26 protein-coding genes and 1 pseudogene are annotated in these 24718 nt (G+C 65.1%); 16 read left to right on the forward strand and 11 right to left on the reverse strand.

Annotated elements, in window-relative coordinates; genetic code table 11:
* Nucleotides 1–622, forward strand: a 622-nt coding sequence (locus ACP15J_RS13970) for a hypothetical protein (protein ID WP_424980972.1), incomplete at its 5' end; no start/stop codon positions are given.
* Between the two features lie 408 nt (nt 623–1030).
* Here ACP15J_RS13970 and mobF read toward each other — a convergent pair.
* Complete coding sequence (mobF, locus tag ACP15J_RS13975) at nt 1031–4351, reverse strand: MobF family relaxase (protein WP_424937770.1); 3321 nt, start codon at nt 4349–4351, stop codon at nt 1031–1033.
* 131 nt (nt 4352–4482) lie between these two features.
* Here mobF and ACP15J_RS13980 point away from each other — a divergent pair, with 131 nt between their 5' ends.
* From ACP15J_RS13980 to ACP15J_RS13995, 4 genes are all read left to right on the forward strand, one after another.
* Complete coding sequence (locus tag ACP15J_RS13980) at nt 4483–4764, forward strand: hypothetical protein (RefSeq protein ID WP_424937771.1); 282 nt, start codon at nt 4483–4485, stop codon at nt 4762–4764.
* 151 nt (nt 4765–4915) lie between these two features.
* Nucleotides 4916–5278: a hypothetical protein gene (locus ACP15J_RS13985; RefSeq protein WP_424937772.1), complete on the forward strand. Its 363-nt coding sequence runs from the start codon at nt 4916–4918 to the stop codon at nt 5276–5278.
* Nucleotides 5278–6372, forward strand: a complete 1095-nt coding sequence (locus ACP15J_RS13990; RefSeq protein WP_424937773.1) for a M15 family metallopeptidase — start codon at nt 5278–5280, stop codon at nt 6370–6372. Before ACP15J_RS13985 ends, ACP15J_RS13990 begins: the two co-directional genes overlap by 1 nt.
* Nucleotides 6373–6459: 87 nt before the next feature.
* On the forward strand, nt 6460–6597 hold the full coding sequence (locus ACP15J_RS13995; protein WP_424937774.1) for a hypothetical protein: 138 nt from the start codon (nt 6460–6462) through the stop codon (nt 6595–6597).
* A gap of 100 nt (nt 6598–6697) precedes the next feature.
* Here ACP15J_RS13995 and ACP15J_RS14000 read toward each other — a convergent pair whose 3' ends face one another.
* From ACP15J_RS14000 to ACP15J_RS14040, 9 genes are all read right to left on the reverse strand, one after another.
* A complete protein-coding gene (locus tag ACP15J_RS14000) occupies nt 6698–7180 on the reverse strand; it encodes a hypothetical protein (protein ID WP_424937775.1) in 483 nt (160 codons plus the stop codon).
* Nucleotides 7177–7953 carry a Fic/DOC family protein gene (locus ACP15J_RS14005; RefSeq protein ID WP_424937776.1) on the reverse strand — a complete coding sequence of 259 codons (777 nt, stop codon included), beginning with the start codon at nt 7951–7953 and terminating at the stop codon, nt 7177–7179. The genes ACP15J_RS14000 and ACP15J_RS14005 overlap by 4 nt, the downstream gene beginning before the upstream one ends.
* Nucleotides 7953–8192, reverse strand: a complete 240-nt coding sequence (locus ACP15J_RS14010; RefSeq protein WP_424937777.1) for a hypothetical protein — start codon at nt 8190–8192, stop codon at nt 7953–7955. The genes ACP15J_RS14005 and ACP15J_RS14010 overlap by 1 nt, the downstream gene beginning before the upstream one ends.
* A gap of 402 nt (nt 8193–8594) precedes the next feature.
* The gene (locus ACP15J_RS14015; protein WP_424937778.1) at nt 8595–9413 is read right to left on the reverse strand and encodes a ParA family protein; all 819 of its coding nucleotides are present in this window, start codon (nt 9411–9413) and stop codon (nt 8595–8597) included.
* A gap of 190 nt (nt 9414–9603) precedes the next feature.
* A complete protein-coding gene (locus ACP15J_RS14020) occupies nt 9604–10014 on the reverse strand; it encodes a hypothetical protein (protein ID WP_424937779.1) in 411 nt (136 codons plus the stop codon).
* Complete coding sequence (gene nrdH, locus ACP15J_RS14025; RefSeq protein WP_424937780.1) at nt 9995–10297, reverse strand: glutaredoxin-like protein NrdH; 303 nt, start codon at nt 10295–10297, stop codon at nt 9995–9997. Before nrdH ends, ACP15J_RS14020 begins: the two co-directional genes overlap by 20 nt.
* A 375-nt stretch (nt 10298–10672) precedes the next feature.
* Nucleotides 10673–11743 (reverse strand): hypothetical protein, encoded by a 1071-nt coding sequence (locus tag ACP15J_RS14030; RefSeq protein ID WP_424937781.1) that lies wholly within the window; start codon nt 11741–11743, stop codon nt 10673–10675.
* A 386-nt stretch (nt 11744–12129) separates the two neighbouring features.
* Nucleotides 12130–12363: a hypothetical protein gene (locus ACP15J_RS14035; RefSeq protein WP_424937782.1), complete on the reverse strand. Its 234-nt coding sequence runs from the start codon at nt 12361–12363 to the stop codon at nt 12130–12132.
* A gap of 98 nt (nt 12364–12461) precedes the next feature.
* Nucleotides 12462–12806: an ArsR/SmtB family transcription factor gene (locus tag ACP15J_RS14040; protein ID WP_424937783.1), complete on the reverse strand. Its 345-nt coding sequence runs from the start codon at nt 12804–12806 to the stop codon at nt 12462–12464.
* A 106-nt stretch (nt 12807–12912) separates the two neighbouring features.
* Between ACP15J_RS14040 and ACP15J_RS14045 the strand changes: the two genes are divergently transcribed.
* The 10 genes from ACP15J_RS14045 to ACP15J_RS14090 all read left to right on the forward strand — a co-directional run bounded on the left by ACP15J_RS14045 (nt 12913) and on the right by ACP15J_RS14090 (nt 23528).
* The gene (locus ACP15J_RS14045; protein ID WP_424937784.1) at nt 12913–14358 is read left to right on the forward strand and encodes a MinD/ParA family ATP-binding protein; all 1446 of its coding nucleotides are present in this window, start codon (nt 12913–12915) and stop codon (nt 14356–14358) included.
* Nucleotides 14358–15059, forward strand: a complete 702-nt coding sequence (locus tag ACP15J_RS14050; RefSeq protein WP_424937785.1) for a hypothetical protein — start codon at nt 14358–14360, stop codon at nt 15057–15059. Before ACP15J_RS14045 ends, ACP15J_RS14050 begins: the two co-directional genes overlap by 1 nt.
* Nucleotides 15056–15379 (forward strand): hypothetical protein, encoded by a 324-nt coding sequence (locus ACP15J_RS14055; protein WP_424937786.1) that lies wholly within the window; start codon nt 15056–15058, stop codon nt 15377–15379. Before ACP15J_RS14050 ends, ACP15J_RS14055 begins: the two co-directional genes overlap by 4 nt.
* Before the next feature lie 11 nt (nt 15380–15390).
* Entirely contained in the window at nt 15391–16116 is a 726-nt protein-coding gene (locus ACP15J_RS14060) for a hypothetical protein (RefSeq protein WP_424937787.1), read from the forward strand.
* A complete protein-coding gene (locus tag ACP15J_RS14065; RefSeq protein ID WP_424937788.1) occupies nt 16109–17410 on the forward strand; it encodes a hypothetical protein in 1302 nt (433 codons plus the stop codon). Before ACP15J_RS14060 ends, ACP15J_RS14065 begins: the two co-directional genes overlap by 8 nt.
* Before the next feature lie 10 nt (nt 17411–17420).
* Nucleotides 17421–18938: an SCO6880 family protein gene (locus ACP15J_RS14070; protein ID WP_424937789.1), complete on the forward strand. Its 1518-nt coding sequence runs from the start codon at nt 17421–17423 to the stop codon at nt 18936–18938.
* Between the two features lie 26 nt (nt 18939–18964).
* Nucleotides 18965–20491, forward strand: coding sequence for a hypothetical protein (locus tag ACP15J_RS14075; RefSeq protein WP_424937790.1), 1527 nt, complete (start codon nt 18965–18967; stop codon nt 20489–20491).
* Entirely contained in the window at nt 20491–22185 is a 1695-nt protein-coding gene (locus ACP15J_RS14080; RefSeq protein WP_424937791.1) for a type IV secretory system conjugative DNA transfer family protein, read from the forward strand. Before ACP15J_RS14075 ends, ACP15J_RS14080 begins: the two co-directional genes overlap by 1 nt.
* On the forward strand, nt 22178–22591 hold the full coding sequence (locus tag ACP15J_RS14085) for a DUF4913 domain-containing protein (RefSeq protein WP_424937792.1): 414 nt from the start codon (nt 22178–22180) through the stop codon (nt 22589–22591). Before ACP15J_RS14080 ends, ACP15J_RS14085 begins: the two co-directional genes overlap by 8 nt.
* 91 nt (nt 22592–22682) lie before the next feature.
* A complete protein-coding gene (locus ACP15J_RS14090) occupies nt 22683–23528 on the forward strand; it encodes a hypothetical protein (protein ID WP_424937793.1) in 846 nt (281 codons plus the stop codon).
* Between the two features lie 118 nt (nt 23529–23646).
* On the opposite strand, the gene ACP15J_RS14095 is transcribed toward ACP15J_RS14090, so the two are convergent.
* Nucleotides 23647–23850, reverse strand: coding sequence for a hypothetical protein (locus ACP15J_RS14095; protein ID WP_424937794.1), 204 nt, complete (start codon nt 23848–23850; stop codon nt 23647–23649).
* Nucleotides 23851–23967: 117 nt separating this feature from the next.
* Between ACP15J_RS14095 and ACP15J_RS14100 the strand changes: the two are divergent.
* Nucleotides 23968–24718, forward strand: a pseudogene (locus ACP15J_RS14100) (hypothetical protein); the annotation flags it as partial.

Here is a 24718-nt window from a genome sequence, read left to right on the forward strand (position 1 = left end):
GAACGGGGACGTTATCGAGTCCATCCCCTTCATCCCCTCCGATGCCGTTGCGGTCGGGTACAACTACTACCTGACACCGAGCGGCGACCTCTACAATGCGAACAAAACCACTGGACCTGTCGCCTCGGGAGTAACATCCCTCAGCAGTACCTCCCGTGCTGGAAGCGATTACGGTAGCGCTATGATTAATGGCGTCGCTTCCCGAATCCTGAACGGGGACGTTATCGAGTCCTTCCCCTTCATCCCCTCCGATGCCGTTGCGGTCGGGTACAACTACTACCTGACACCGAGCGGCGACCTCTACAGCACTCACGATACTTCAGGACCATTTGCAACCGGGGTTACATCTTTTAAGCCAGGCGTTTCCAGTAGTGGCAACGATTTCGGTAGTGCAATGATCAACGGGGTAGCTACTCGTATATTCAATGCAACTCTGACGGACACATTCGACTACATTCCTTCGGATGCAGCGGTGGTCGGACACAACTGTTACTACGCGCCCAATGGAGACTTGTACACAACCCATAAGACATCTGGTCCAGTTGCAACAGGGCTGACGTCTCTTAGCTGTTCCTCGTCTGGTGGAACTGACTATGTAAGTGCAGTAATTAGCTCCTGCTGAAAGAAGCTGTTTGATCCGTTAATGGATGAATAAGTTTGAGCGGCTGCGGGCAATTCCCGCAGCCGCTCAAATATTATAGGTGTGATTTTCAGGTGGGTTGTGGTGTATGCCGATGGGTAGGGCGTTGAGCTGCAAGAGATGGGCGTAGGCCAGCTCTTGCAGCTCGCCTTTGGTAACGTGATAGCCCTCATGGTGGGCATAGATGTGATGCCACCCATGACCGGTCTTGTTCGCGGTGCTGTGGTAGCCGCACTGGAGCTCGATGGTCTTCGCGCCCGATGCTCCCCAGTACGTGTAGGACGCGAGGGGAAAGTTCAGACCTGTATTTCGATATTAGCTGGCAGAGGCGACCATAAGGGAAGCAGTAGCCACAGCGTGATCGCACCCGTGAGCAGGTCTGGGGTGTCCCTACCGTTCGGGGCCTCGTGGACGCGGCGCTCGGGTCTGTGGCGTTCGAGGGGTCGTGATGCGCTCGATGTCTCGCTGTGCTCGTTGCGCCTTCCGTTGTGCGTAGCGGGCGTCCTTCGCTGCTTCTTGCTGTGGGGAGCCCGGTGTGGGCCTAGCCGGCGCTACTGGCGGCGGGTCCTGCTGGAGGTGGTCGTGTCGCTTGTGGAGCTCCGCGGCGCGGCGACGTGCCGCGTCCAGCTGGGGATCCTGCCCGGGCGCGGTTGCCTGACGACGCCAGGCGGTGCGGACCTCGGCGGGTGGCTCGGGGCTCGGTTCGTGACCGTGGGTGGCCACGAACCGATCCCGAGATTCTGCGTGTGCTTCCTCGGCGGCCCGCCGGCGGAAGACGGACGCACTTCCCGCCTCGGTCGCGGCCTGGTCGACGACGGCGTAGTCCGCCTTCCAGGCTATGGTGCGGCGGTCGTCGACGGTGTCCGCGAGGGTGTTCTCGATGCGGAGCGCTTCGGCGGTGGCCGCCGTGGCGTCGGCGCGTAGACGGTCTAGCTGCCCGGCAACGTTGTTGACGCTGTCGCCGGGGTGCCGTTCCTGCCAGCTGGCGACGGCGGCTTCCCAGTCACGGGTGCGCCCTGCGAACTGTCGCTCCTCGGCGGCGATCCGCTCGGCCCGCAGTGCCGGGTCGATGTTGTCGACGGCTGGGGGAAGAACGATGCCGTCGAGGTCTCGGCGGACCCCTTCGCGGGCTGCTTCAACACCCCGGTCCCCTGCTTCCCGTCCGAGAGCATCGCGGAACATCGCTCGGGCTTCGTCGACGTCGCCGGCGACCAGGTGGACAGCGTTGTGTTCTCGGCCGCGGGTGGCGGAGACGTACACAGCTTGAGCGCTGGAGGAGTCAGTGACCACGCCGTGCCCGAAGTCGACCGTGGCCCCCTGCACGCCATACTCCGTCGCGGCGTAGGCCAGGTGCGTGTCCTTCTCGACGTACTCCCGTGGTAGACGGGCTCGGCGGGCGCCGTCGACGACGTCGACCGACCCGTCACGGCGGACACGCTGCACCGTCCATGTGTCGCGGTTCGCGACCCGCAACTCCTTGTTGTTGTTGCGGGTCATGATCCGGTCGCCGACGCGGATGCTGAGCCCGTCAGCGCCGGCGACGTCGACCGCCGGTTTCCGGGTGTGTCCAGCGCGGGCGCGGGCGTCCTGGACGAGGGCGTTAAGTTGAGCGGCTGCGTCGTTGGACGCGACGGCGACGGCAACGGTCGCTCCTGCTTCAGCCTTCGCGACGACGTCAGCCGCGATAGTCCCCCAAGCGCTTGCGTCGGAGTCGTGGATCACGATGTTCCCCCTCCGGTGGAGTTCATCGAACAGGGCGCCGGGCTCTGTGCGGTTGCGCATCGCGATCGTGAGTTCGGCGTATCCCTCTTCTCGGAACCGGTGCACCTCGTTGAGGTCGAGTGGGCGCGGGGATGCGGCGACGGCGATGTCGAGCACTCCCCCACGCCCGACTGCCGGCAGCTGTGCTCGGTCGCCGATGAAGCCGAGGCTGGCGCCGGTCTCGTCGCTGATCGTGATGAGAGCGTGTGCGAGGTCCTGATCGAGCATGCCTGCCTCGTCGACAACGATCCGTGTCACAGCGCTGACGGCCGCGCCCGCTGACGGCCCCCGATAGATGCCTCCTGTGACCGGCTCCGTGTCCCCGAGGGCGAGTCGGGTCCAGCGGCCGTCATCGGTCCAGCGGAATCCGTACTCGTGGGCTAGCTTGTGTGCGGAGCTTGCCCGGGTGCCGAGCGCGCTCGATGCTTCCTGCGCGGCACGGAGGGTCGGCGCGACGACGACAAGGGACCGCCCGTCGGCTGCGGCAATATCGCGCGCGGCGGCGAGCATCGTTGTCTTCCCCGACCCGGCTGCCCCTTCGACGACGATCAGAGGCGCCCCCGAGCCTAGGGCCGCGGCGGCCGCGGACTGTGCCGCCGACAGCCCCCCGATCTGCACACTGCTGAGGGCGAGGCCGGACTGCATTCCGCGGGCGTCCAGGGCCTCGAGGATCTCGCGCTCCACGCGCAAGACGCGGTCGCTGGTCAGGTTGCGGACCCACGTCGGGATCTCCCCGTTGACGTTCGTCTCCAAGACCGGAAGGTGCGCGGCGATGTCGGCTGCGACGTCCTGCACGAAGGCGTCGATCGCGTCTGGTGTCGCTGTCACGTCGTGTCGCCCGACCGCTTCTCCCACCCGGCCCGACAAGTCAGCGATCGACCAGGCGGAGCCCCGGTTCTCTACCGCGGCGATCGCGTCCGCGCGGAGCATGTTCCGGTCGAGGTCGTGCAGCTGCACCGCGGCACGTTCAGACGTAGTCCCGAAGTCGTCAACTTGCAGGCCGGACGCACGTAGCTCGTCGATCCATTTGTCCTCGGGGCGCTCGCTCGACTTCCGCTTGCGGGGACGCTCGTGCGACCACGCCTGCTGATCCCACTCCCGGCGAATCGTCTTGTCCGGCTCCTGCCCCGGGTGATCCTTCCTCCACTCGGCCTCGAATCGAAGTACGTTCCGGTCAATCTGCTGGGCACGCTTCGACATCACCTGCGCGTGCTGTTCGAGGTTCACGACCTTCCCCGTTGCCGCGTCAAACGTGAAGCCCGCGGCGGCCAGGGCGCGGCGCAGTCCGGCATGAGAGTTGATCGCGGCCTCCCCCACGCCCCGCAACGCTCCCTGCTGTCGCAATGTCGCCGCGGTGTGCATCCCTCGCCACGATCCTTCCGCGTACACGCGGGTGCTCCATTGCACGTGGACGTGACGATGGGGATCACCTGCGCGTGAGGACCGATGCACGACAGAAACTGACTCCAGGCGTTCGACGGGCACAAACCGTTGCGCGCCGCGTGGTCCTACTCTCGTGACCGAGTTGGTGGCCATGTACGTGTTCATCGCCTGCGCGGCCGCTGCCTCTGCCGCGTCGAGCGCTGCCGACACATCCGGGTTCAACGCTGCCGCGACGGACAACGACTTATCGACGTTGACCGTCATCTCGACGAATCGTGGCGATGAGGGCGTGATGCGCAGCTCCCCATCGACCCGCGCCCGCACTTCCTCCCGAGGTACACCCCGCTCAACACCTGTGCGTGGGTCTTTCCAGTCCACCCACGCCTGGTAGCTCTCCCCGTCGAGGTTCGCCTCGTCGAGCGCTACTCCCTGAGCGTCCAGTGCGCTCCACGCCGCGACCGCTCCCCCGCCTTCGAGGTAGTACTCATCGGCGTGCGAGTGATCCGATTCGAGGTAGGCGCGCGCAGCAGCACCCGCCCCTCGGAAGAACACCACTCCACCCCGCATACCGGACAGCGTACTATGGGCAAAGCCCGTAGCATACGTGCATCCGATGAGAAGTGAAGCAGAGTAGCGGACGTTAGGTCTTGTTATGTGTGTTGCTTTTGTTGCTGAGACGATCTCCGTAGAGTTGCTGTATGACGATGGATATTCGACAGGCAGTGCTCGCAGAGGTTGAAGAGAAGATTGCCTCGGGTGAAGCTCTCCGCGATGCGATCCGCGATCAGGAGCACGCGCAGGAAGCTCTCGCTCGTGCGGCGGGGCGCGTCAGCGAGGCGCGGAAGATGGCGATGAAGAGTGGCTGGAGTGAGGCGGAGCTTAAGCGGCTGAACCTCGTACCGGGCACACGCGCTACGCGCTCACGCTCGTCGCGGAAGAGCCGCCCGACGTCGCAGGAGAGTCACGAGCAGTCGGAGTAGAGGAACGGGTTCGGGGGCAAGAAAGATGAACACATCTCGCAGAGTGATGACCGGAGTGTCCGTTGTTGCAGCGCTCGTGTTGAGCGGTTGCGCGGCGTCTCCCAGTGCGCCGGGTTCCGCGCCCGTGGAGTCTTCGGCTGCTTCGGAGCCGTTGCCTGCGGCGAGTCGATCGACGCCGCCGGAGGAGGCGAAGAGCGGTGCAGAGTCGGTCGCGGTCGCGGCTTTGACTGCGTTCGTCGATCACAAGCGTCCGCAAGAGCAGTGGTGGGCGGACTTCTCCCAGTACCTCTCCCCCGAGGCCCTGTACGTCTGGGAAGGCGTGCGCGCGGACAGGGTCATGGCGTCGACGATCACCGGCGACCCCGTGACGACCGTTGTTGACGGGACGTTCGCGACGGTCCTCCTCCAGACCGACGCAGGAGGGTACCGACTCGACATGACGCGGCGGGTATCCCCGGAGTCCACCGGGGGCGTCTGGCTAGTGTTCGAGATGACGCCACCAGGGCAGAACTGATGAGGTGGCTCCTCGGCATCGGGATCGCGCTCCTTGCTGTCCCGGCCGCGATCTTCGGGCTCGTGATCTTGCTCGCAACGGGCGCGTCGAACATGTGCCTTCCCGGAACCGGCACGGTCGGCGGATCTGGCTCGTCGGGACTACCAAGCGACGTCAGCGGGTACAAGGGCGAGCAGCTGAACAACGCCGCGGTCATCATCGACACGATCGCGAAGCGTGGCCTGTCCACACAAGCTCAAGTGATCGCCGTGACGGCCGCGATCGGTGAGTCCTCGCTGATCAACGTCGACTACGGCGACGACCTGAACGGGGTCACCAACCCCGATGGGTCCCTCACGTGCAGCCTCGGTCTCTTCCAGCAGCAGTGGTGCCTCCCGGGTAGCCCCTGGGGCACCCGGGAGGAGGTCATGGATCCCGTGCATGCGACGAACGCCTTCGTCGACGGGCTCCTCCAGGTCAAGGGGTGGGAAATTCTTCCCGTGTCCCTCGCGATCAACCGCGTCCAGGGCAACAGCGACCCCATGCACTACGCGAAGTTCGAGGAAGCCGGGAAGGCGATCGTCGGCGCGCTGACCGGCAAGGAAATCGCCGGCGGCGAGACGACCCAATGCAAGGCCGGCGGGTCCGGGAACTACCCTCCCCCGAACGGTCAACCGCCCGGACCATGGGGAGGCCATAAGAACGGGTACATCCCCGCCGAGGCCCTGACCTCGATCCCCTGGCAGTCGAACCTTGCACTACGGGGCGACGCGACGGCGGCGTTGATCGCGATGAACGCCGAGTTCCGTTCCACGTTCGGCTACGACATCCCGATCAATGACGGCTACCGCGACTACGCCCAGCAGGTCCAGGACAAGGAGACCTACGGCGACGGGGCCGCGACCCCGGGGACCTCGAACCACGGATGGGCGATGGCCGTCGACATCGGCGACACCTCCCACTACGTGATCAACTACAGCCACCCGATCTACACCTGGCTCGTCGCAAACGCCGGCAAATACGGATGGGTCCACCCACCCTGGGCGCGCCCCGACGGCACCGGCCCCCACGAGGCATGGCACTGGGAATACTGGGGCACTACCCCACAGGTATAGGCCCCAAGGGGACCAGGCCTGTGGATAACCTGCTCCCTGTCGCACCCCAAGCCTGTGGATCAACCGGACGCCGATAGCGTTGACCCCATGCCCTTCAACGCCGGTGACCGAGTCTTCATCGACGAGTCCAAAGCACGCGGCTACTACGTCGTAGCGACCGCCGCCGCCACCGGATCCATCCCTGCCCTGGAGAAGAACCTCCGCGAGCTCACTCTGTCACTCTGATTTGGCCCAGGGGTGAAGCGCCCCGGGCCAAATCAAGCCGACACCCCTGGGCCACTTCGAGTTGACATAGCCAGCTCCGTATGGCTCCGTATGGCTCCGATCACCAGAGCATCGTGGCTCCCTCGCCGGCGCCGGAGAGCGCATGCGCGATCTGCTCGGGGTCCCATCCGTGGTCTCGGACGACGTCGCGGAGGGCTCGTGAGCGGCGGGCTCGCTCGGCTCGCGGCAAGGTGGCGAACCGCTCGACCGTGAATCTGTTGGCTTGGCGGCCGCGACGGACCGCGTCGTCCTGGTTGTCTCGCGCGGTGCCTGGACGAAGGTGAGACATCGCCTCGTCGACGTCGACGTGCACGCACAACGGCACATCACACCGATGCAGCAGCATGACCTCCCTCGGGAGGTCGACACCGGTGAGTAGACGCCAGGCGAACCGTTGCGGCCGCATCGTGCGCTGCCCTCCCCCGCCCGTCGACGTCCAGAACCGCCCGTACCCGTCATCGCCGACCGCGCCGGCCCAGAACCAGCAATCAGAAGGCGCCGGCCCCTTCACGACATAGGACCAGAACCGCGACTCGTCGGTCATCGTTCGAGTCCGCGTGGGCCGGCGGAAGGACGGCCTGGGTCTCTGCTGCCTCGGTAGCGGTCTCCCCCACGCAGTTCTCGGCGGACTCCTGGGTCTGGACGCTCCGGCCGTGTGGATGCCGTCTTCGCTGGGCGTTCGACAGCGATCTGCCGGAAGAGGGGGATCACGGATTCAGGCATCACCTTGTAGGCGCCGATGTCGGGGCGGCTGAACTCGGCTGCACGGTTCCAGTCATCCTTCCCGATCCGGTTATACGCGAGCGTGAATCGGGATTGCTCAGCAACGTGTTCCAGGAACAGCTTGGTGGTTCGGCCGTTGCCCTCACGGAAGGGATGGGCTTGGTTGACGTGTGCGTACACGTCGGCGATCGCGTCGCCGAAGTCGTTGCGATCGAGATCGGCCCAGTCGGTAGCACGCACGATCCGGCCCGCATCGCCCAGGTAGCGATCGATCTCGCCGGTGGGGACGTCGGCGAAGGAGCGGAAGGCGCCGGGCTTCACCATGTTGACGGTGCGGTACTCCCCCGCCCAGTCATAGACGTCCTGGAAGAGATGACGGTGGATACCTCGGACATGCTCGGCGTCGTAGCTTCGAGGGACCGAGGCGACGTCGGTACGCAACTCGGTTTCACGGAGCGACGCGCGGCTGTATTCCTTCGCGTTGAGGACTTCCGGGTCACGCTCTCCGAACCGGTTCCGTAGTGTGCCGGAGCCTGTGGCTGGATCGTACGTCTCCGGGTAGAAGTAAGACTCCCAGGAGTCATACGACGGCATCAGCTGGCGATCGCCTGCACCCGCCGACGGCGCTCGGCTGCCGTGTCCGCCCGGCGCAGATACTCGTCACGGTCGATCGCCCCGCGGATGTGATCAGTCAGGTTCTCCACGTCTTCACGATTCGGAGCCCAGCCTTCGTGCCAGGAGGACGCGAGGGTCTGCAAGACCGCCACGTGCTGCGTGGCGGTCAGCTGCGCGAACAGTTCAGGCCAACGCTCGTCGACGTCGAACTTCTCCATGGTGAACCTCCGGTCCTCTTCCAAGGTACGCCGCCTCGGCACGGTCTGCACTCCCCGTCTGATTGACACGTGCGCGTCAATCTCCCCACATGGCTGCGATGGCTTCCTCGACGATCGCTCGTCGGCTCTTCCCCGTGCGGTCTTTCGTCCGCGCGACCAGGGCCTCGATGTCGGTCGACCAGCTGATGCCGCTCTGTACGGTTGCTTGCTTTGTCGGCGCCAATCCGCTGGGAGTGTTCCTCGGCGCCACGTCGGCCGCTGGTGCGGTGGCGGCGGGTGCCTCGCGCTGCGTTGTCGACGGGGCGACCGCCGGCGTCGTTGTCGAGGGTCGGAAGTCGATGGGGTCGACACCGGCGTCTGCCGGTGGCCGGGGCTTCGTTCGTGCTGGTCGGTCTTGCATGCTCATCGGGTCACCTTTCCCACGATTGCGGCGTATGCGTCTCGCACCGCCTGGCCTTTTCGATAGCCGCCGTACCACTCCCCCGCGAGCCTCACCTCGGGCACGATCGGCAGGAACGGGACGACGGGCTCGATGATCGGCGTGAGTGCCCGGATCTGCTCGATGGCGTCGGTCTCGCTGTAGCTCAGGAACCCGTAAGCGTCACGAGTGACCGCCACGCCTACCTCCTCGATCCCTGTAGACGCCCCCAGGGCGCCCATATGCCGCTTGTAGGCCTCGACGGTGCGCTGTGCGCCCGTGACCCCGTCCACCCCGGAATCGTTCGCCGTGGCGGCGTACAACACCGATTCGGAGGCGTGCAGCGCCGAGAGCGTGAGCGGCCCTCCCTGACGGTTGGCGCAGTCGATCACGACGAGGTCGGCGTCCAACCCTGCCAAGGCTTGCTTCAGACGGAGCTCTGCATAGTCGTCGCGGTCGCTCTCTCGATTACTGAGGTCACGAGCCGCCGGGATCACTCGAAGGTTCGCGTGCCATTTGCTCGGCACGGCCAGGTCCTGCGCCCACCCCGTGGCGTCATCCTTCTCCCCCAGGATCGCGCCGACGTGCTGCCATGGCTCGGCGGGCTCGATGCGGGTCCATTTCGTTGTCGCGGCTCGTGGATCGAGGTCGATCAGCACGACACGGCGCGACGCAACCGGCGCGATCGCATCGATGCCTTTACTTGGGTCTGCCGCCCTGCCCTCGTGACCTTCGGCCGCGATCATCGCCACGCTGACGGCGGTAGTCGTCTTCTTGACTCCGCCCGCCTCGCTGTAAACCATGAGCGTCTGCATAGTTCCATCCTATCTATCTAACTACCTGTATAGCTATATATCTAGATAACTAGTTCTCTACCTTCCTAGCTAGGTATCTAGCCTTGCGGAAGAATACCTAGCTACCTAGATTTGTCTCTATCTAGGTAGCTAGGTAGAGACAGGGATTGTGGTCGCCCTGCCGTTGCCGAGATGGGTGTTACTCGGTCGGGTTCCCTCGGGGGTCGGATGTGGGCTGGGCGAGTTGGTAGACGCGCTGGCGGCTGATGCCGAGGAGGCGGCTGACATCGGGGGCGCTGTAGCGCTGTTCGCGGAGGGTGCGGACAACGGCACGGCGACGTTCGGCTGCTCGGGTCTGTGCGTTGCGGGCTTCTTCCTCGTCGCGCTCGGCGGCGTCCCACTCTGCGAGGGCGTCAGCGGGACCGTGAACGGCGACGTTCAGGGCGATGGTGCCGGGGGAGGCGTTGAGCCATGCGGAGGCAATACTGTGGGCTTCTTCCTCTACCTCGACGAGGTTCCGGGCCTGCCCGCCGGTCCCGAGGTCGAGGATCTCGAACGCCCACCAGGTTCCCTCGCGCTTGACCGTGACATCAAAGGTGCGTGTGGTCATGGTCGACCCTTCCTGGCTTTCGTTCGCCCGCCAGTGTTGCGATGCGGTCGATGTGGTCGGGGCGGAAGCCTGCCCAGTGGTCTTGGTCGTCGACGACAACGACGGGCGCTTGAGCGTATCCGAGGTCTTCGGTGACGTAGGCGAACGCTCCGTCATCTTCGGTCAGGTCGATCTTGTCGTAGTCGATGCCCTTCGCGTCGAGCGCCCTGTAGGTCATCGTGCACTGAACACAGTTTGGCTTGCCATAGACCGTGATCCCGACCACCTTCTCCGCCCTGTTCATACAAAGATTCTATCCTGGGCTTTACATCATTGTCAAGGGTGGGATAGTCATTCTTGGAGTGGTTCTTCTGGGGACGTGCGGGCCGGGGCTGCTGGGTGTTCGGGAGGGCTGGGAATCCCCGTGGCTCAGAGTGACGTCCTCTGGTAGTTGTTCGCATGCTGTCGGGGTGCGGTAGGAGGCTCGGGGCGGTCGGTACCTGAGCGGCTGGGATCGGCCGGGGCTACAGAACGAATCTCCTGTGGAATACCCCCCCTTGTCATCAGCCTAGATACCGGCGCCGGCTGGGTGGTGACGGTCGGGGCCGTCCCCACTGTGTGCAGGCAGCCGGCGGAAGCTGGCTGTGCACATTGGGGGCGGGCCTACGCCGATACTGACCTAGAAGGGCAGCGATCCGTCGTATTCGGAGGCCGGCGGCGTAGAGCGGATGTGCGGCGGGCAGTCCGGGCACGGGCGAGTCACGGTGTAGCCGGTGTCGGCGATGTTGTTGATCCATCCGTGGCCGTCGCAGTCTGAGCCGCCACAGGGCTGTGGCCGCGTAGCGGCGTTGAGCGTGTGCGTTCCGTTGTTGTGGTCGCCGCCGGTCAGGGTGACGTGAACGGTCGGGGAGTGCACGATGCCGGCTAGCAGTGTTTTCAGTAGCCCGAACGGGGACCGGGCTCGTTCCCAACGGCTTACCCCGATCTGGGCGGCTTCGGCCAGGAGCGCGGCCGCGAGGCCGTGTCCGTGCCAGCCGCCGGTTTCGTAGGGTGCCAGTTGTGCGGCGATCTGGCCGGGCCGGATCCCCTCGAAGAGGATCGAGAACGTCGATTGTGTGAGCAGGTCGACGGCGAGACCCCCACCGGGCCGTCGTCGACGGCGAGATCTGCCCGTCCCCATCGATTCTTTAGCCTCTGCCGCGTTAGCGGCGGCCAAAGGGAGGATCTTGAGAAGGTAACGGATAGGGGAGAAGCGAGACCCTACGGGTAGGTGGACGAAACTCTCGGTGTGGGGAAGAACCTGGGCGAACCTGCCGGCTCGGGGAACGGCCACGCGGGCGCGGTGACGGGCGGTGATGACGGCCACGGCGTAGACGCTAGGGATGCCTCGCTGCTTGTGTCCGGGGTGTTCTGTGATGAGGCGGCGGCGTTCGTCGCCGCTGAGTTCGCGGCCGCGGTAGAGCTCGACGAGGATCCCGAGGCGGACGCTGATCGAGCGTGCTCGCTGGACGGCCTTCTCCTGGCGTCCCACACGCGCCGCAGCAACAACCTTGCTCGTGCGCATCTCACGGCCGTTGCTGTCGGCGTCCAGGACATCGTTGACGGCGATCGCGTACCAGGTGTCCACGGCGATGCCCTCGGCGCGGCACAGGCGCGCCACGTAAGGCTGACGGGACAGAGCGTGGATGATCCGCAACATGGCCTTGCGGCCGGGGGAGACGGGCACGGCCCGGTTCAGAGCGGCCGGCATAGCCGGCGCGCCGATCCCGTTCGCCCGCTCCGGGGCACTCGTCGCGCGTCTGAGCGCTGCAAGCGAGGTCTCCGTGTGTGCGCGAGCCCGAGGACGCCGCTCATAGGCGTCCTGCGCCCATGCCGCCGGCCCGCGGCCCGCCACGGACCGCGACACGCCGTCACTGCTACTGCTAGCGCTTGAAATCTGGGCAGCACGAGCTACCATGAAGGTACTTCCTATCTAGTAGGTCAGAAGGTGCTACAAGGCCCCGGGTCCTTCCCGGTGGCTTGAAATCGAAGCTCCGGTCCTAGACCGGCTCTTCACTTCTCGATCCGTCCGTGTCGCCAAACTCAGCGGATCGAAAAACTTGGGAGAAACCCGCCGCACTGCGGCGGGTTCTTTCGTTAAGCGTCTACATCCAGCGTCTCCTTCTGAGGGCGCGGCGGGTGGACGACGGGGAGTGTCCCCAGCTCGTCCAGCAGGTCTTTGAAGTACCGGTCGAGGTAGTAGCTCGTGCTCGTCCCCGAGGCTTTCGCTGCGGCGTGGATCGCCTCTCGAACTTCAGGGGAGACACGGCCCTGTAGCAGCACGGCAGCCGCGTTGGCGGGCCGACGCTGTGCACCACGTGTCGGACTCATAGGCCCATCATGTAGCAGTGAATGCATTCGGTGGGGCGACACGCCGAACTGTCTTCGGTCGGGTTTTCTTCGTGTCAGGAGAGGCCTCTATGCCCCACTCAACGCTCGCTGATCCCCTGGATGCGCAGAGCGACGCCTAGTTCTCTGTAAGCATCAGCCAGTTTTGACGTCACAACGCTGTATCGAGCACGTTGCCCGCTGCGCTCACTGAACGGGAGAGTGGCGGGCGGATCCGACTCAACGAGTCCTGCCGAGAGTAGCTGTCCGAGGTGCTTACGCACCGTGTTGACGGACAAGGATGTGAGGTCCGCGACCTCGCCGGGGGTTGATCGGGGATGGTCTGCGAGGACGCTGAGCACCGCGATACGGGCGGCGTTGCCTCCGAGCGCGCTAATGGCAGCCTCCAGCCGTGCTGGAAGCTGCGTCGCGGCGTACTTGGCCATAGACGGTCATTGTCTCAAACCTCCGAGAGAGTCACAGTAGCTAATACTTGTTAGGTTAGCTATGGTAGAACCATGCTAATACATGACGTATCGGCTTGGAAGTGACGTGACCCTGTGGGGCGAGTCGGTTGATCCGACTAGCACCCCTCTTACCCCTGTCCCCCCTTTGGGGGACAGGGCACGGAATGTCCACGAAATCGCGCAAGATTGTCCAGGTGAAGAACCCGGGAGAGGGGATGTGGGGATGCAGGCGCACAAGATCGAGGTCGATGCTGCTGGTGTGGCGCTGGTCGACGGGGTGTCGACGGATTTCGCGGCGGCGGTGCAGAAGTTCGCGGCGGAGGCGGCTGCGCAGGGGGGTCCGGTGCTCGTGGAGAGCACGGATCTTGAGTCGGGCGTTTCGTGGTTCATGGTCGACGCGGCAGGGCGGATGACGGCTGTCGAGCAGTCGGCGCCGACTGCTGTCGCGGGAACGATCCCTGATCAGGCGGTGGCCTCGCCTTCCCCGGCGCCGGTTGTTACGACTGGTGACGCCCTCTTGGCGGGGCCGGCGTTGTCGCCGGTGGCGAATGCTCCGGTGCCGCAGTTGCGGCGGAATCGGCCAACGGCGGCTGACTTCGCGGCGTCTCAGCCGGAGCCGGTTGCTCGGCCGGCTGAGGAGGGTCTGCGTGGGGGAGTGAACCGGCTCTCGGGTGGGGCGTTGCGGTTGCAGCCTGGCCGTGGGGAGATCGCGCGCCGTGAGGCACGTGCGAGTGTTCATCGTGGGCTGGCTGGTTCGCGGACGATGACCGTGATGAACCTTAAGGGCGGGGCGGGGAAGACGTCGGCGACGTATCTGATCGCGGCGACCCTCGGGCGGGTCCGTGGCGGGAACATCCTGGCGTGGGACAACAACGAGAACAAGGGCACGCTCGCGGACCGAAGCGCCCGCGCGGGTCACGACCACACGGCAGTCGACGTTCTTGAGCATCTGGATCGGTTTCGGAATCCCGCGACAGCTGATGAGCTATCGAACTTCGTGCGCCGGCAGGGGGATTCGAAGTTCGACGTCCTCGCCTCGCAGAACGTGGGCAGTGATCGGGAGGTGATCGACGGGGAGGCGTTCGCGGAGCTCCACGCGATGCTGCGTTCCCGGTACCACCTCCTTGTCGTCGATACCGGGAATGCATCGACGGCGGGGACGTGGCAGGCGGCCGCGGAACTCGGGGACACGATCGTGCTCACGGCGATGAACAAGGAGGATTCCTTGAAGACGGCCATGGCGACGATCGATGTGCTCGTGCAGGCCGGGTATGCGCAGAAGCTCGCGAGATCGGTTCTTCTGCTCACGCAGCCGGCGGTCGCGACGCAGGGCCGACGGGCGGCGATCGCGAGCCAGGCGGAGCGGTTGCAGCGCACGCGGGATCACTGCGAGGCGTTCGGGATCCGAGTTGTCGAGATCCCGTTCGACCCGTCGCTCGATGATGGCAGCACGATCAACTACGAGGCCCTGTTGCCGCAGACGCGGGAGGCGTATTTGAAGGCAACGGCCTTGATCGTGGACGGGCTTTGATGAGCGAGCCGGGGGGAGTGGTCGCGGCGCATGTCGCCGGGCCGATGTGGACGGTGGGCGGGATCCCGCTCGTCGTCCCCGCTGGTCTCGAGGCTCCTGCTCTCGTGCTGGCGCAGCTGGGGGGAGTGCTGACGGGTGGCGGGCCGTGGCCGGTTGAAGTCCGGCAGGGTGGGATGACGATCGACCTGGTTGTTCAGGTCGACGGGTCCGTGTCCGCAGCGCAGGGAGCCGCGGTAACGCCGCCAGTCCGGTCGTGGCTCCGCCCGGCCGGGGCCGTCGAGGTCCTGGCGGCTGCTGTTCCTGATCCGGTCACGGCAGTTCCGCAGTTGGAGCTCCTGTCCGCGCATGTCGTGTCGGGCGCGTCGACGTGGGCGCGACTCCTCGGTGTGCAGGAGGTCTCGGCGGAGACCCGCTCGGGTCTGCCGTTGTTGGTGGCGGCGCGGTCGACGCTCGCGGGCGTTGAGGCCGCGAAGTCTTATACGTCCGGGGCGTCGGTGGTCTTGGTGATCGCTGACGCGCCGGGGAAGGTGCCGGCGCCGGTGGCGCGGGCGATTCGCGTCCTGGAGGGCGCAGCGCCGGTGGTGCGGGTGCCGTGGGTGCCCGCGCTTCGGGGGATGGACTCGGTGCCAGATGTGCCCGTGGTCAAGAAGGCAGCGGCGAGGGTCGCCGCTGCTGTTGAGAAGAACCGGAGAAGGCAATGAGCTTTAGCGAATATGCGGTGCGCGGTGGGGCGGAGATCGCGCGCGTGGTGCCGGCGGCACCGTACTGCTTGCCCCAGGACGCGATGAACGCCCTCGACACGGCGAAGCTGTGGTGCGGGGTCGCCGCAGTGGCTCTCGGAATCGTGGCGTTGATCATGATCGGTATCGGCATGTTCTTCCAGCACAACCGCGGCGACGGCGGCCAGGTGCTCAAGTCTCTGGGGTGGTGGATCTTCGGAACAGTGCTGGTCTCGGCGGCCGTCGGGCTGGCATCGATCTTCATCCGCGTTCCTACCGACTGCATCCCCCTGCCGGGCTGAGAGGCAAGAAGATGCCGAACAACGAAAAGAAGAAGCTCACGCCGGGCTACTGGATCGCGCTCGGCATCGTGGCCCTGGCCGTGATCCTCGGCGTGGTCGGGTTCGTACTGATGCAGACGCAGCGGCACGAACCCGACCACGAGACGTCACCGCCGACGAGCGCGGAGCCGACTACGGCTCCCGAAGAGCCCAAGCTTGAATCGGGTGCATGCGATGTCCCGGGTGGGAACATCACCACAGTCCCGGCCGACCTCCGATGGGCAGCATCAGCCGGCGTGACATGGCCCATCTCCGACTCTCTCGGTCCGGTCTCCGTGAAGGATGGATTCGCCGTCTGCTTCTCGCGCTCACCCGTAGGGGCTGCGCTTGCAGCCGTCACATCACAGTTCGGAGCGGTTGACCATGGCACCGTCCCCACGATGGAATTCTACGTCGTCGATTCACCTGGCAAAGCCATAGCGCTGGAGAAATCGGCCTCTTTGAAGAGCCTGCCTGACCAATTGCAGCAATACGGTATGCAATTGGTTGGTTATCGGGTGGACGAATATACCGAGAGTCGCGCTCTGGTACGTCTTGTGTACAGCGTCCCTAATTCCGGGACAGGATTCCGCGCCCTTCCTTTCCCAATGGAATGGGTTCAGGGAGACTGGCGAGTGAAGCTCCAGGACACAGGAGTAACAGGACAAGCAATCGATGTCAACGCAGGCCAGTTCACCCGCTGGAGTAGCAATGGATGACTGCGGCCTCGGTGACATCGGCTGCGCAATTGGCAACTTCGTGCAGGGTGAAGCGGGGAAGCTCGCGAAGCAGCTGTATGACGGGCAGAACGAGATGTTTAATACGTTCTTCACGAGTTGGATCACGGATCCGGCTAAGCCGGTGATTGGTGGGACGTCGGCGGAGTGGTTCGCGTTCGTGGTGGGTCCGTTGCAATGGATCCTTCTCGTGTGTGGGCTGATGGTGTCGGGCATCGTGACGATGTTCAACGCACGGGGAGATGCGGCGAAGGCGGGAATGGTGAGGTTTGGTCGTGCCATCGGTGTGCAGGCGATCGGCACGGTGACGATCTCAATCCTGTCGATCGGGTCGTTAGAGCTTGCTCGGTGGATCCTCATCACTGCGAAGCAGACGGCGCCACCGGGCGGGCTGATGGGTGATTTCGCGATGTGGAGCGGGAACGTCGCTATGGCGCTGATCTTCGGGGCGTTGGGGGCGCTCATGGTCGGGATCCAGTGGGTGATCATGCTGTTCCGCGCGATTGCGTTGACGGTGATCACACCGTTCTGGCCTGTCTCGGCGGCCGCGGCGATGTTCGACAAGCATCAGGGGGCGTTCGAGAAGATCACGACTTGGATCATCGCGTTCTTGCTGTACTCGCCCATCGCGGCCTTGCTCTATGGGTACGCGATCGTCCTTCGCCTTGGGTACAACGGGATCGAGGGGGCGATGTATGGCACGGTGATCTTCATCCTGGCGATCGCTGTCCTGCCGGCGTTGATGAAGCTCGTTGCCCCGATCGCGTCCGCGGTCGGGAATGCGTCGAGCGGGGGGATCCTCGTCGGCGGCGTGCGGACAACGGTTCTCGCGGCCGCGGCGGCCGGCGCGGTGGTCGCTACCGGGGGCGCGGCAGCCGCCGGGGTGGGTGCGGGTGCTGCTGGTGCCGGCGCTGGTGCGACCGCTGGCGGTGCGGCGACGGCGACTGGTGGCGGGAGCGCGGCAGCTGCGCAAGCAAGTTCGGAGGCGGCCGGCTCGGCCGGGGCCGCGGGGTCTGCTGGCCCGAGTGGTGCAGCTGAGGTCGGCGCGAGCGGAGGTAGTGGCGTGGCGGGAGCGCAGGGTGCGTCCGGTGCTCATGGTGCCGGCGGATCAAGTGGTGAAGGCACGCAAGGCGCGCAGGGCGCCGAGGGTGCGCAGGGCTCCAGCGGCGCTGATGGCGCGCGGGGCGGCGGCGGTGATGGTCTCCGTGATCTGGCGTATCTGATGCCGCAGGGGAGCGGGCAGAACAGCCTGAATGACACGTTCGACGGCGAGTGATGAGGGAACGATGAGCAACGAAATCACGGGAGACAGCCGGGTCCGGTTCGGGAACTGGATGCCGATTAAGCGGATGACGCTCGGGATGTTGACGGTTCCTGGTTGGGGGATCCTCGGTGTTGGTCTGATCATCATGACGCTGTTGTTCCAGACGGGGGAGTGGGGCGCGGGGTTGCTGGTGCTCGCGGGCGCGCTCCTCGTCGATGCGCTGTTCGTGGTTCGGTGGGGGGATCCGCTCGCCGCGCGCACGATCGCTCAGCGGGTCGTGGAGCGTGTCGGCGGGTCGTCTCGGGTCGCTCGGGGGGAGGCGACGTACAACACGGGCTTGTTCACGAATCTGCCGGCGGAGAAGCTGACGGCGTTGCCTGGGGCGCTCGCGAATCTGGAGGAGATCGACGGGACGGACGGACGGGGAAATCCGTACACGTTGCTGTATCACCCGACGGGGAAGCTGCTCGTGGCGGTGTTCGCGTGTGCGCCGGATGGGAACGAGTTGCAGACGCAGGAGCGTATCGACACTGATGTCAGCTGGTATGGGGCGTGGTTGGCGTCGCATTCGCAGGACACGGCGATCGCGGGCGCGACGGTGGTCGCGGACACGTCGCTGAGGTCGTCGGCGCCGCTGGTGGAGAAGATCACGGGGGACATCGATCCGGGTGCGCCGGAGATCGCGCGGGCGGCGACGGCGGAGGCGGCCCGGAGGCTGCCGGCTCGGTACTCGGAGTCGACGTCCTGGGCGGTTATCGCGTGGAGCGTGGATTCGCTGGCCGGGTCGTTGGACGAGGCGCATGCGGAGGTCGCGGCGAAGCTTCCGTATCACGTCGATGCGCTGCGCGAGGCGGGCGGCGGGGCGGTGGTGCCGGCGACGTCGCAGATGCTCGCGACGGCCGCTCGGATCTCGTACGACCCGGAGCGGTCGGCGGAGATCGCTAGTGATGAACTCCGTGGCCACCGGAACCCGATGCGGGTCACGGAGGCTGGCCCGGAGTACTTCGACGATGGGCACAAGCGGGTCGTTTTGCATGACGGGGTCGCGTCGATGACGGCTCTGGTGTTGGTCCCGCCGCGGGTGGAGATCACGGAGAGCACGATGAACGCCTTGTTCCGTCCCACGCATGGGTTCCTCCGCAAGCGTGCGGCTGTTCTGTACCGGCCGGTCTCGCCGGGGAAGACGATGAATCTCGTTGAGGAGATGGGGAAGTCTCAGAGCATGTCGTCGACGGCGAAGGCTCGGATCACGGAGCGGGACAAGAGCGATGCGGGGAAGCAGCGCATGCTTGAGCAGCAGGTCGTCAAGGGCGCGATGATGACCCGGTTCGGGATCGTCGTGACGGTCACGTTCGATGCTGATGCCCGGTCGTATCGGGAGGCGGAGATGAAGTTGAAGAGCCTCCTGGAGATGTCGTCGTTGACGTACCGGCTCTGCGATTGGGATGCGGGTCCCGCGTTCCATGTGTCGATGCCTCTGGGGCTTCTCCCGTGGCTGCATGAGACGATGGCGGAGCGTGTGGCGAAGGGGCTGTCGTGATCGGTCGGAGGCCGGGAAGTCGGCGGGTGAAGGTCCTTACACAGCAGGGTTTCGTCGGCCGTGGTGGTGGCCGGTGGTCGAGGGTGCCGGCGCCGGAGATGTGGTACGGCGCGAGCATTCAGGTGTGCGGGATTTACCCGTTCGGGACGGGCACCGCCCGGCCCGTGTCGGGCGCCCCGCTGGGTCGCGACATGCAGTCGGGGACGGCTGTGGCGATGGATCACCACAGCCTGTACCAGGAGGGCGTGATCTCCTCGCCGAGCATGTTCCTCTGGGGTATTAACGGAGTGGGGAAGTCGTCGACGGCGCAGACGATGACGCTCGGGATGATGGGCCGGGGCATGGTGCCGGCGGTCTTCAATCCCCTCAAGAAGGGCGAGCACACGCCTCTCGTCGAGCGGTCCGGTGGGGCGGTGTTCGAGTTCGGTCCGACGACCCGGCATCAGCTGAATCTCCTCTCGCTTGGCCCGCTCGGGCGGGCCGCGGCCCGTATCGGCGGGAAGACGGGGGAGGAGCTTCGGGAGTTGGCGGTCTGGAAGATCATCCAGCAAGCCCAGCTTGCGCTCCGCGTGAGCCGAGGGTCGAACCTGACCGACATCGAGGACCTGGTCGTGGACTCCCTGGTCCACGACATCCTCTCCCGTCAACGACGGCCGGTCACCCGCGACCTGGAGACGGCGTTCACAAGCCCGACAGAACAGGTTCTGACTCGGACAGGACAGCGGAGCGTTGAGGCGTTCCACGCCCGCTTCGAGGGCCTGGGAGAGTCGATCCGTGCGATGCTCGGTGGCGATATCGGTCGTCTTCTGGGTGGGACGGAGTCTGTGGAGATCGACCCTGGCAACCGTGGCGGGTTCTGCTTCGACACGTCCTCGATCCCGGACTCTGCCCCGAAGCTCCTGTCGACGGCAATGCTGATGTCCTGGTCGCTCGGGATGGACGCGATCGACGCGCACTGGGAAATCGCGAAGTACGAGGCCGAGATGGCGCAGGCCGCGGCCGAGGTCGGCGACGTCTATGTCCCGGAGGTCGTGTGGACGGGCTACACGACGCTGATGGACGAGTTCTGGTATCCGATCCGGTCAACGCCGGGGATCGTTGACCGGGCGGACCAGCTGTCCCGCTCGAATCGGTCGAAGGGCACGGCGGAGATGAAGATCACGCACAGCCCGAAGGACATGCTGTCCCTCCCGGACGCGCACGATCGGGAGAAAGCGCGGGGCCTTGCGGAGCGGTCCGGGCTTCTCGGGCTGATGTCGCTGACCCGGGCGGATCTGGAGGAGTTGTCGGCGGTGAAGCCGCTGACGGACCGGGAGATAGACGAGGTCGTGCGGTACAACGGTTCCTCCAGCTGGGGGAGGCCGCCACAGGCGGGAGCGGAGCGTGCTGAGCAGGCGCCGCCGCCTGGTGCCGGGAAGGTCCTCTTCAAGGTGGAGGGGCGGCCGGGGATCTCGGTGCAGATGGTGCAGACCGATGTGCAGAAGTCGCTGCACATCACGGATCAGCGGTTCCGTGAGCAGCGTCGGGGGACCGTGACGAGGAGGAGCATCTGATGTCCGCAGTGACTCGGAGGACCGGGGCAGGAGCCGGGCTGACGACGGCGGCGCTTGCGCTGTTCGTCATCGCCTTCGGCTGGGTTTTCAGCTGGACGATTGCGCAGTGGATGAGCACCGGGACTGTCGCGTTCGTGAACCCCGTGGAAGCGCTCGTCGGGCAGGTGCCGTGGACGGGAGCGCACACGGCCGTGATGGTCGGTGCCGGGGTGATCGCAGCCGCGATCATCGCCGGGGTGATCGTCGCGGTCGTCCGTGGCGACCGGGCGAAGGAGGACCGCGCGGCGATACACATGGGGAAGGGCAAGGAGATCGCGCCGTTGCTGCCGTCGACGGTCGCGAAGACGCACAAGCACCTCGGCCTCGATCCGAAGGCGCACCGCGGCGTGCAGCTCGGCTACACGGTGGCCGGGAATCTTCCGGTGCGGGCGTCGTTCGAGTCGACGACGACGGTCATTGCCGGTCCACGGCGGAACAAGTCGGTGGCGCTGGTGATCCCGAACGTGCTGGATGCGCCGGGGACGTGCGTGACGACGTCGGCGAAGCCCGACGTTCTGGAGGCGACGATCGGCTACCGGTCGACGCTTGGACGGGTGCATGTGTTCGACGCGCAGGGCATCGCCCCGGCGTACGCGGAGTACGGGGTCTGGTGGAACGCGCTGGGCGAGATCCGTCTTCTGGAGGACGCGGAGAACCTTGCCACGATCCTGAGCGCGTACTACGTGTCGGAGTCGCGGGATCAGTTCTTCGAGAAGGAGGGGTCGCGGCTGCTCGCGGACTACATGTTCGCCGCCGCGCACGCCCGCCTGTATCTGCCGGTGGTGCTCGAATGGCTAACGACGGAGGACAACCCGAATCCGTCACGGATCCTCCAGGAATCGCACCCCGAGGTCGCCGCCAGGATCGACGCGGCGCAGGCGGTCACAGAGCGGACCCGTTCGGGTGTGTTCACATACGCCCGTGGGGCTGTCTCGTTCCTGGCGTCGTCGGAGCTCCGTGCCTGGGTGCAGCCCGGCGGCAACCGGCGTGAAATCGTCCCGAAGGATCTCGTCGCGAGTCCGCGTGACACCCTCTACCTGCTCTCCAAGGAGGGCCAGGGGTCCGCGGGGCCGCTGGTGAGCGCGCTGACGAAGACGATCCTGGACGCCGCGGAGGTCCGGGCGGAGGCGTCGCCCCGCGCCCGGCTCACACCGCCGCTGATGGCGGTCCTCGATGAGGCGGGGAACATCTGCCGAATCCCGGACCTTCCTGCCCGCTACTCGCACTACGGGTCGCGGGGCATCATCGTCATGACGATCTTGCAGAGCCAGGAGCAAGGGGAGAAGGTCTGGCCCGATGGGGGCTTCGGGGCACTGTGGGCGGCGTCGACGGTGCAGGTCTTCGCCGGCGGGAACGCCTCGGCCACGTTCTACCGCGACCTGTCCGAGCGGATCGGCGACTACGAGTACACGGAGAAGTCGACGAGCACCGGGAAGGGGGGAGCATCAAACCAGGTGGCCCGTCGATCCGAGCGGATCATGGACGTCCGAGACCTAGATTCCCTCTCCCTCGGCCGGATGGTCGTGCTCGCGTCAGGCGCCCGACCGACTCTTGTCCGTACCCGCCCGTGGTTCAAGGACAAGCGGATGAAGAAGCTCGTCGCGATGACCCCCGAGCAGAACCACCGGACCGCAGGGGAGCCCTCCCATGTCTGACGCCAGGCTCGAGGAAGAGCCGATCGACGACGTCGGCGAGCCCATGGATGTGCTGGTCCAGCATGTCCCGCTCCTGGAAGCTCCCGCCGCGCTCGTGGCGTTCGTGAACGGTCCTCTCCAAGACCGCTTCACCGGGGCGGGAAAGAAGGACACGAAGCGGTGGTGTATCCGATGGACGGAACATCCTGACGCGGTGCACCGGCTCGCGGCGATCTACGACGAGTACCAGTTCATGCTCATCGGCGGGAAGGGCGCCCCGAGCCTGCACATGTTCATCCGCGAGGTCATCGACTACCACATGCCCTTCCTCGTCGACCCAAGCAGCGGCGTCTTCGCCGAATGCGGCCACTACGGGCACGCCGACCACACCCGCGTCGACGCCGCCGCCGCGAAGAAGTCGGCATAGCTGCTGTTACGTCGGGCTGCCCGCAATTGATTTCGTTCAGGGTGAGCGGTGGGGCCGTTCCGGTGCATCAGGGGCAGGTACGGTTGCTGCCATGAGGGCAGAAGATCAGGTTTCGATGGCCCAGTCATACCTGGCCACGGTCGCGCAATTGCTCACGGATCGTCAGGCCCTCATGGCTCCGATTATCCTGTGGCGGAAGCCCAGGGCCAGGTGGCGACAGCGCGCGGAGGTCGCGGCCGCAAGTCGGCGCCTGGACCCGTTGGATACCCGACGTCGCAGATTGCGGCGTGAGCTTGAGGCGACAGGCGCAGGTTCCACGCCGGGGGAGTGGGGGCCGTTCTCCAGCATCAACGACGGACGTTGGACGCTGGAAGTGGCCTTGGACGGGCTATTCGAGCCAGAGGCTGAGGAGCTACGCGATGAGATGCCGCTGTTACGTGCTCAAGCAGTGCTCGGTGACCGAGCAGCTGTTACCGCCGAACTCGATCGAAGACTGTCAGAGATCGTTAGCGGCGAGAAGCTGATCACGTCCCGTTCGAGAGCGTCTGTGTACGAGTTCATCAGCGTCACGCGGCGTCCGATTCCCGAGAGTGTCGAGGACCTGACTCGAAGCAGCGACATGCTGTACTTATCGGTCTGCACCTACGACAGGTGGTCCATCGATGCCGGACCGGGGATCTGGCTCAGCGACATCCAGGCCGGTGAGGTCCTTGGCCACGGTGTCGGTACGGCAGCGTTGCTGGAACTATGCCGATACGCCGACGCTCATAACAAACGCATAGCCGCGGAGATCGAACACTACGACGACCCCTCAGATCCGTCATTCCAACGCTTAGCCGCGTGGTACCACAGGCACGGGTTCCGCCAGGGCCAACGGCCCCCATCCGAATGGGCTCCACTCGGGAAGATGGTGCGCCTCCCCAAATCCGAGCCCTAGTTATCAGGGGAGGGTGTATCTGCAAATCCTGCCGATACACCCGTTACGAGCTGACATAATCGGTATTATCAGCGAATCTGATGGCTTCAAATATGACTGAGACTAGTACATATATACGCTACGTCTCGACGTGCTGCCAGCCGCCGTGGTCGCCTGCCATGAGGATCCGCACGTCGCAGTCGGGGCCAAGTTCGTCTGCAAGCCTGCGCGCGAGGTCGTATCCGACACGGTAATGCTCGGTGAGCTCAATCGCCAGCAGGATTCGTACTCGGGCAGGAATCGAATCTCTTTCGCATCCCGCGAGCACAGCCAGATTGACCATAAATAATCCAGTCTGGCCCACCGATGATCACGCAAGCCTCCCCACGCAGAAGGCTCAACATATCATGCATATGAGGGTGCTTCTTGACCCGCACCCCAAAAAAGAATGGAATATTTAATGACCAATAACACCTTCGGGGGCCAGGCAGAGGTTTCCAGGCGAACAATTGTTAAAGGGGCTTCTTGGACCATCCCCGCTATAGCTATTGCTGCCACCGTCCCCGGTGCTGCGGCCTCATCGGCTCTGGCTCTGAACTTCGATAAGACTGCTTATATTGGGGATCCTTGCGCAGCGATCACGGCTAATATCGTAGCCACGATGAATGGTCAAGCGATCGCGGGTCAAACGGTCACCGTTCAATTGGCTGGTGGATACACTTTTCAGGGCGGGAGTGCGATCTATACCGGCGTTACTGGGGCCGATGGAAGCCTCCAGAACATGCCTGCAATTGTTTCCCCCATCATTGGGGGCAGTGGAACAATTACCGCATCGAGTGGTACGGCTCAAGCAGGATCGGCGACCATTAGTAATGCGCCAGCCCCGCAGACGCCTTCGCGCATTCTAAATGATGCAGTCACCGATACGTATTCATTCATTCCGGCTAATGCTGTTGCGGTCGGGTACAATTTCTACCTGACACCGAGCGGCGACCTCTACAATGTGAACAAAACCACTGGACCTGTCGCCTCGGGGGTGACATCCCTCGGTAGCGTCTCCGGCGCTGGAAGCGATTACGGTAGCGCTATGATTAATGGCGTCGCTTCCCGAATCCTGAACGGGGACGTTATCGAGTCCATCCCCTTCATCCCCTCCGATGCCGTTGCGGTCGGGTACAACTACTACCTGACACCGAGCGGCGACCTCTACA

Origin of the sequence: Microbacterium sp. S308A+, assembly GCF_049800815.1 — a bacterium.
Taxonomy (GTDB): domain Bacteria; phylum Actinomycetota; class Actinomycetes; order Actinomycetales; family Microbacteriaceae; genus Microbacterium.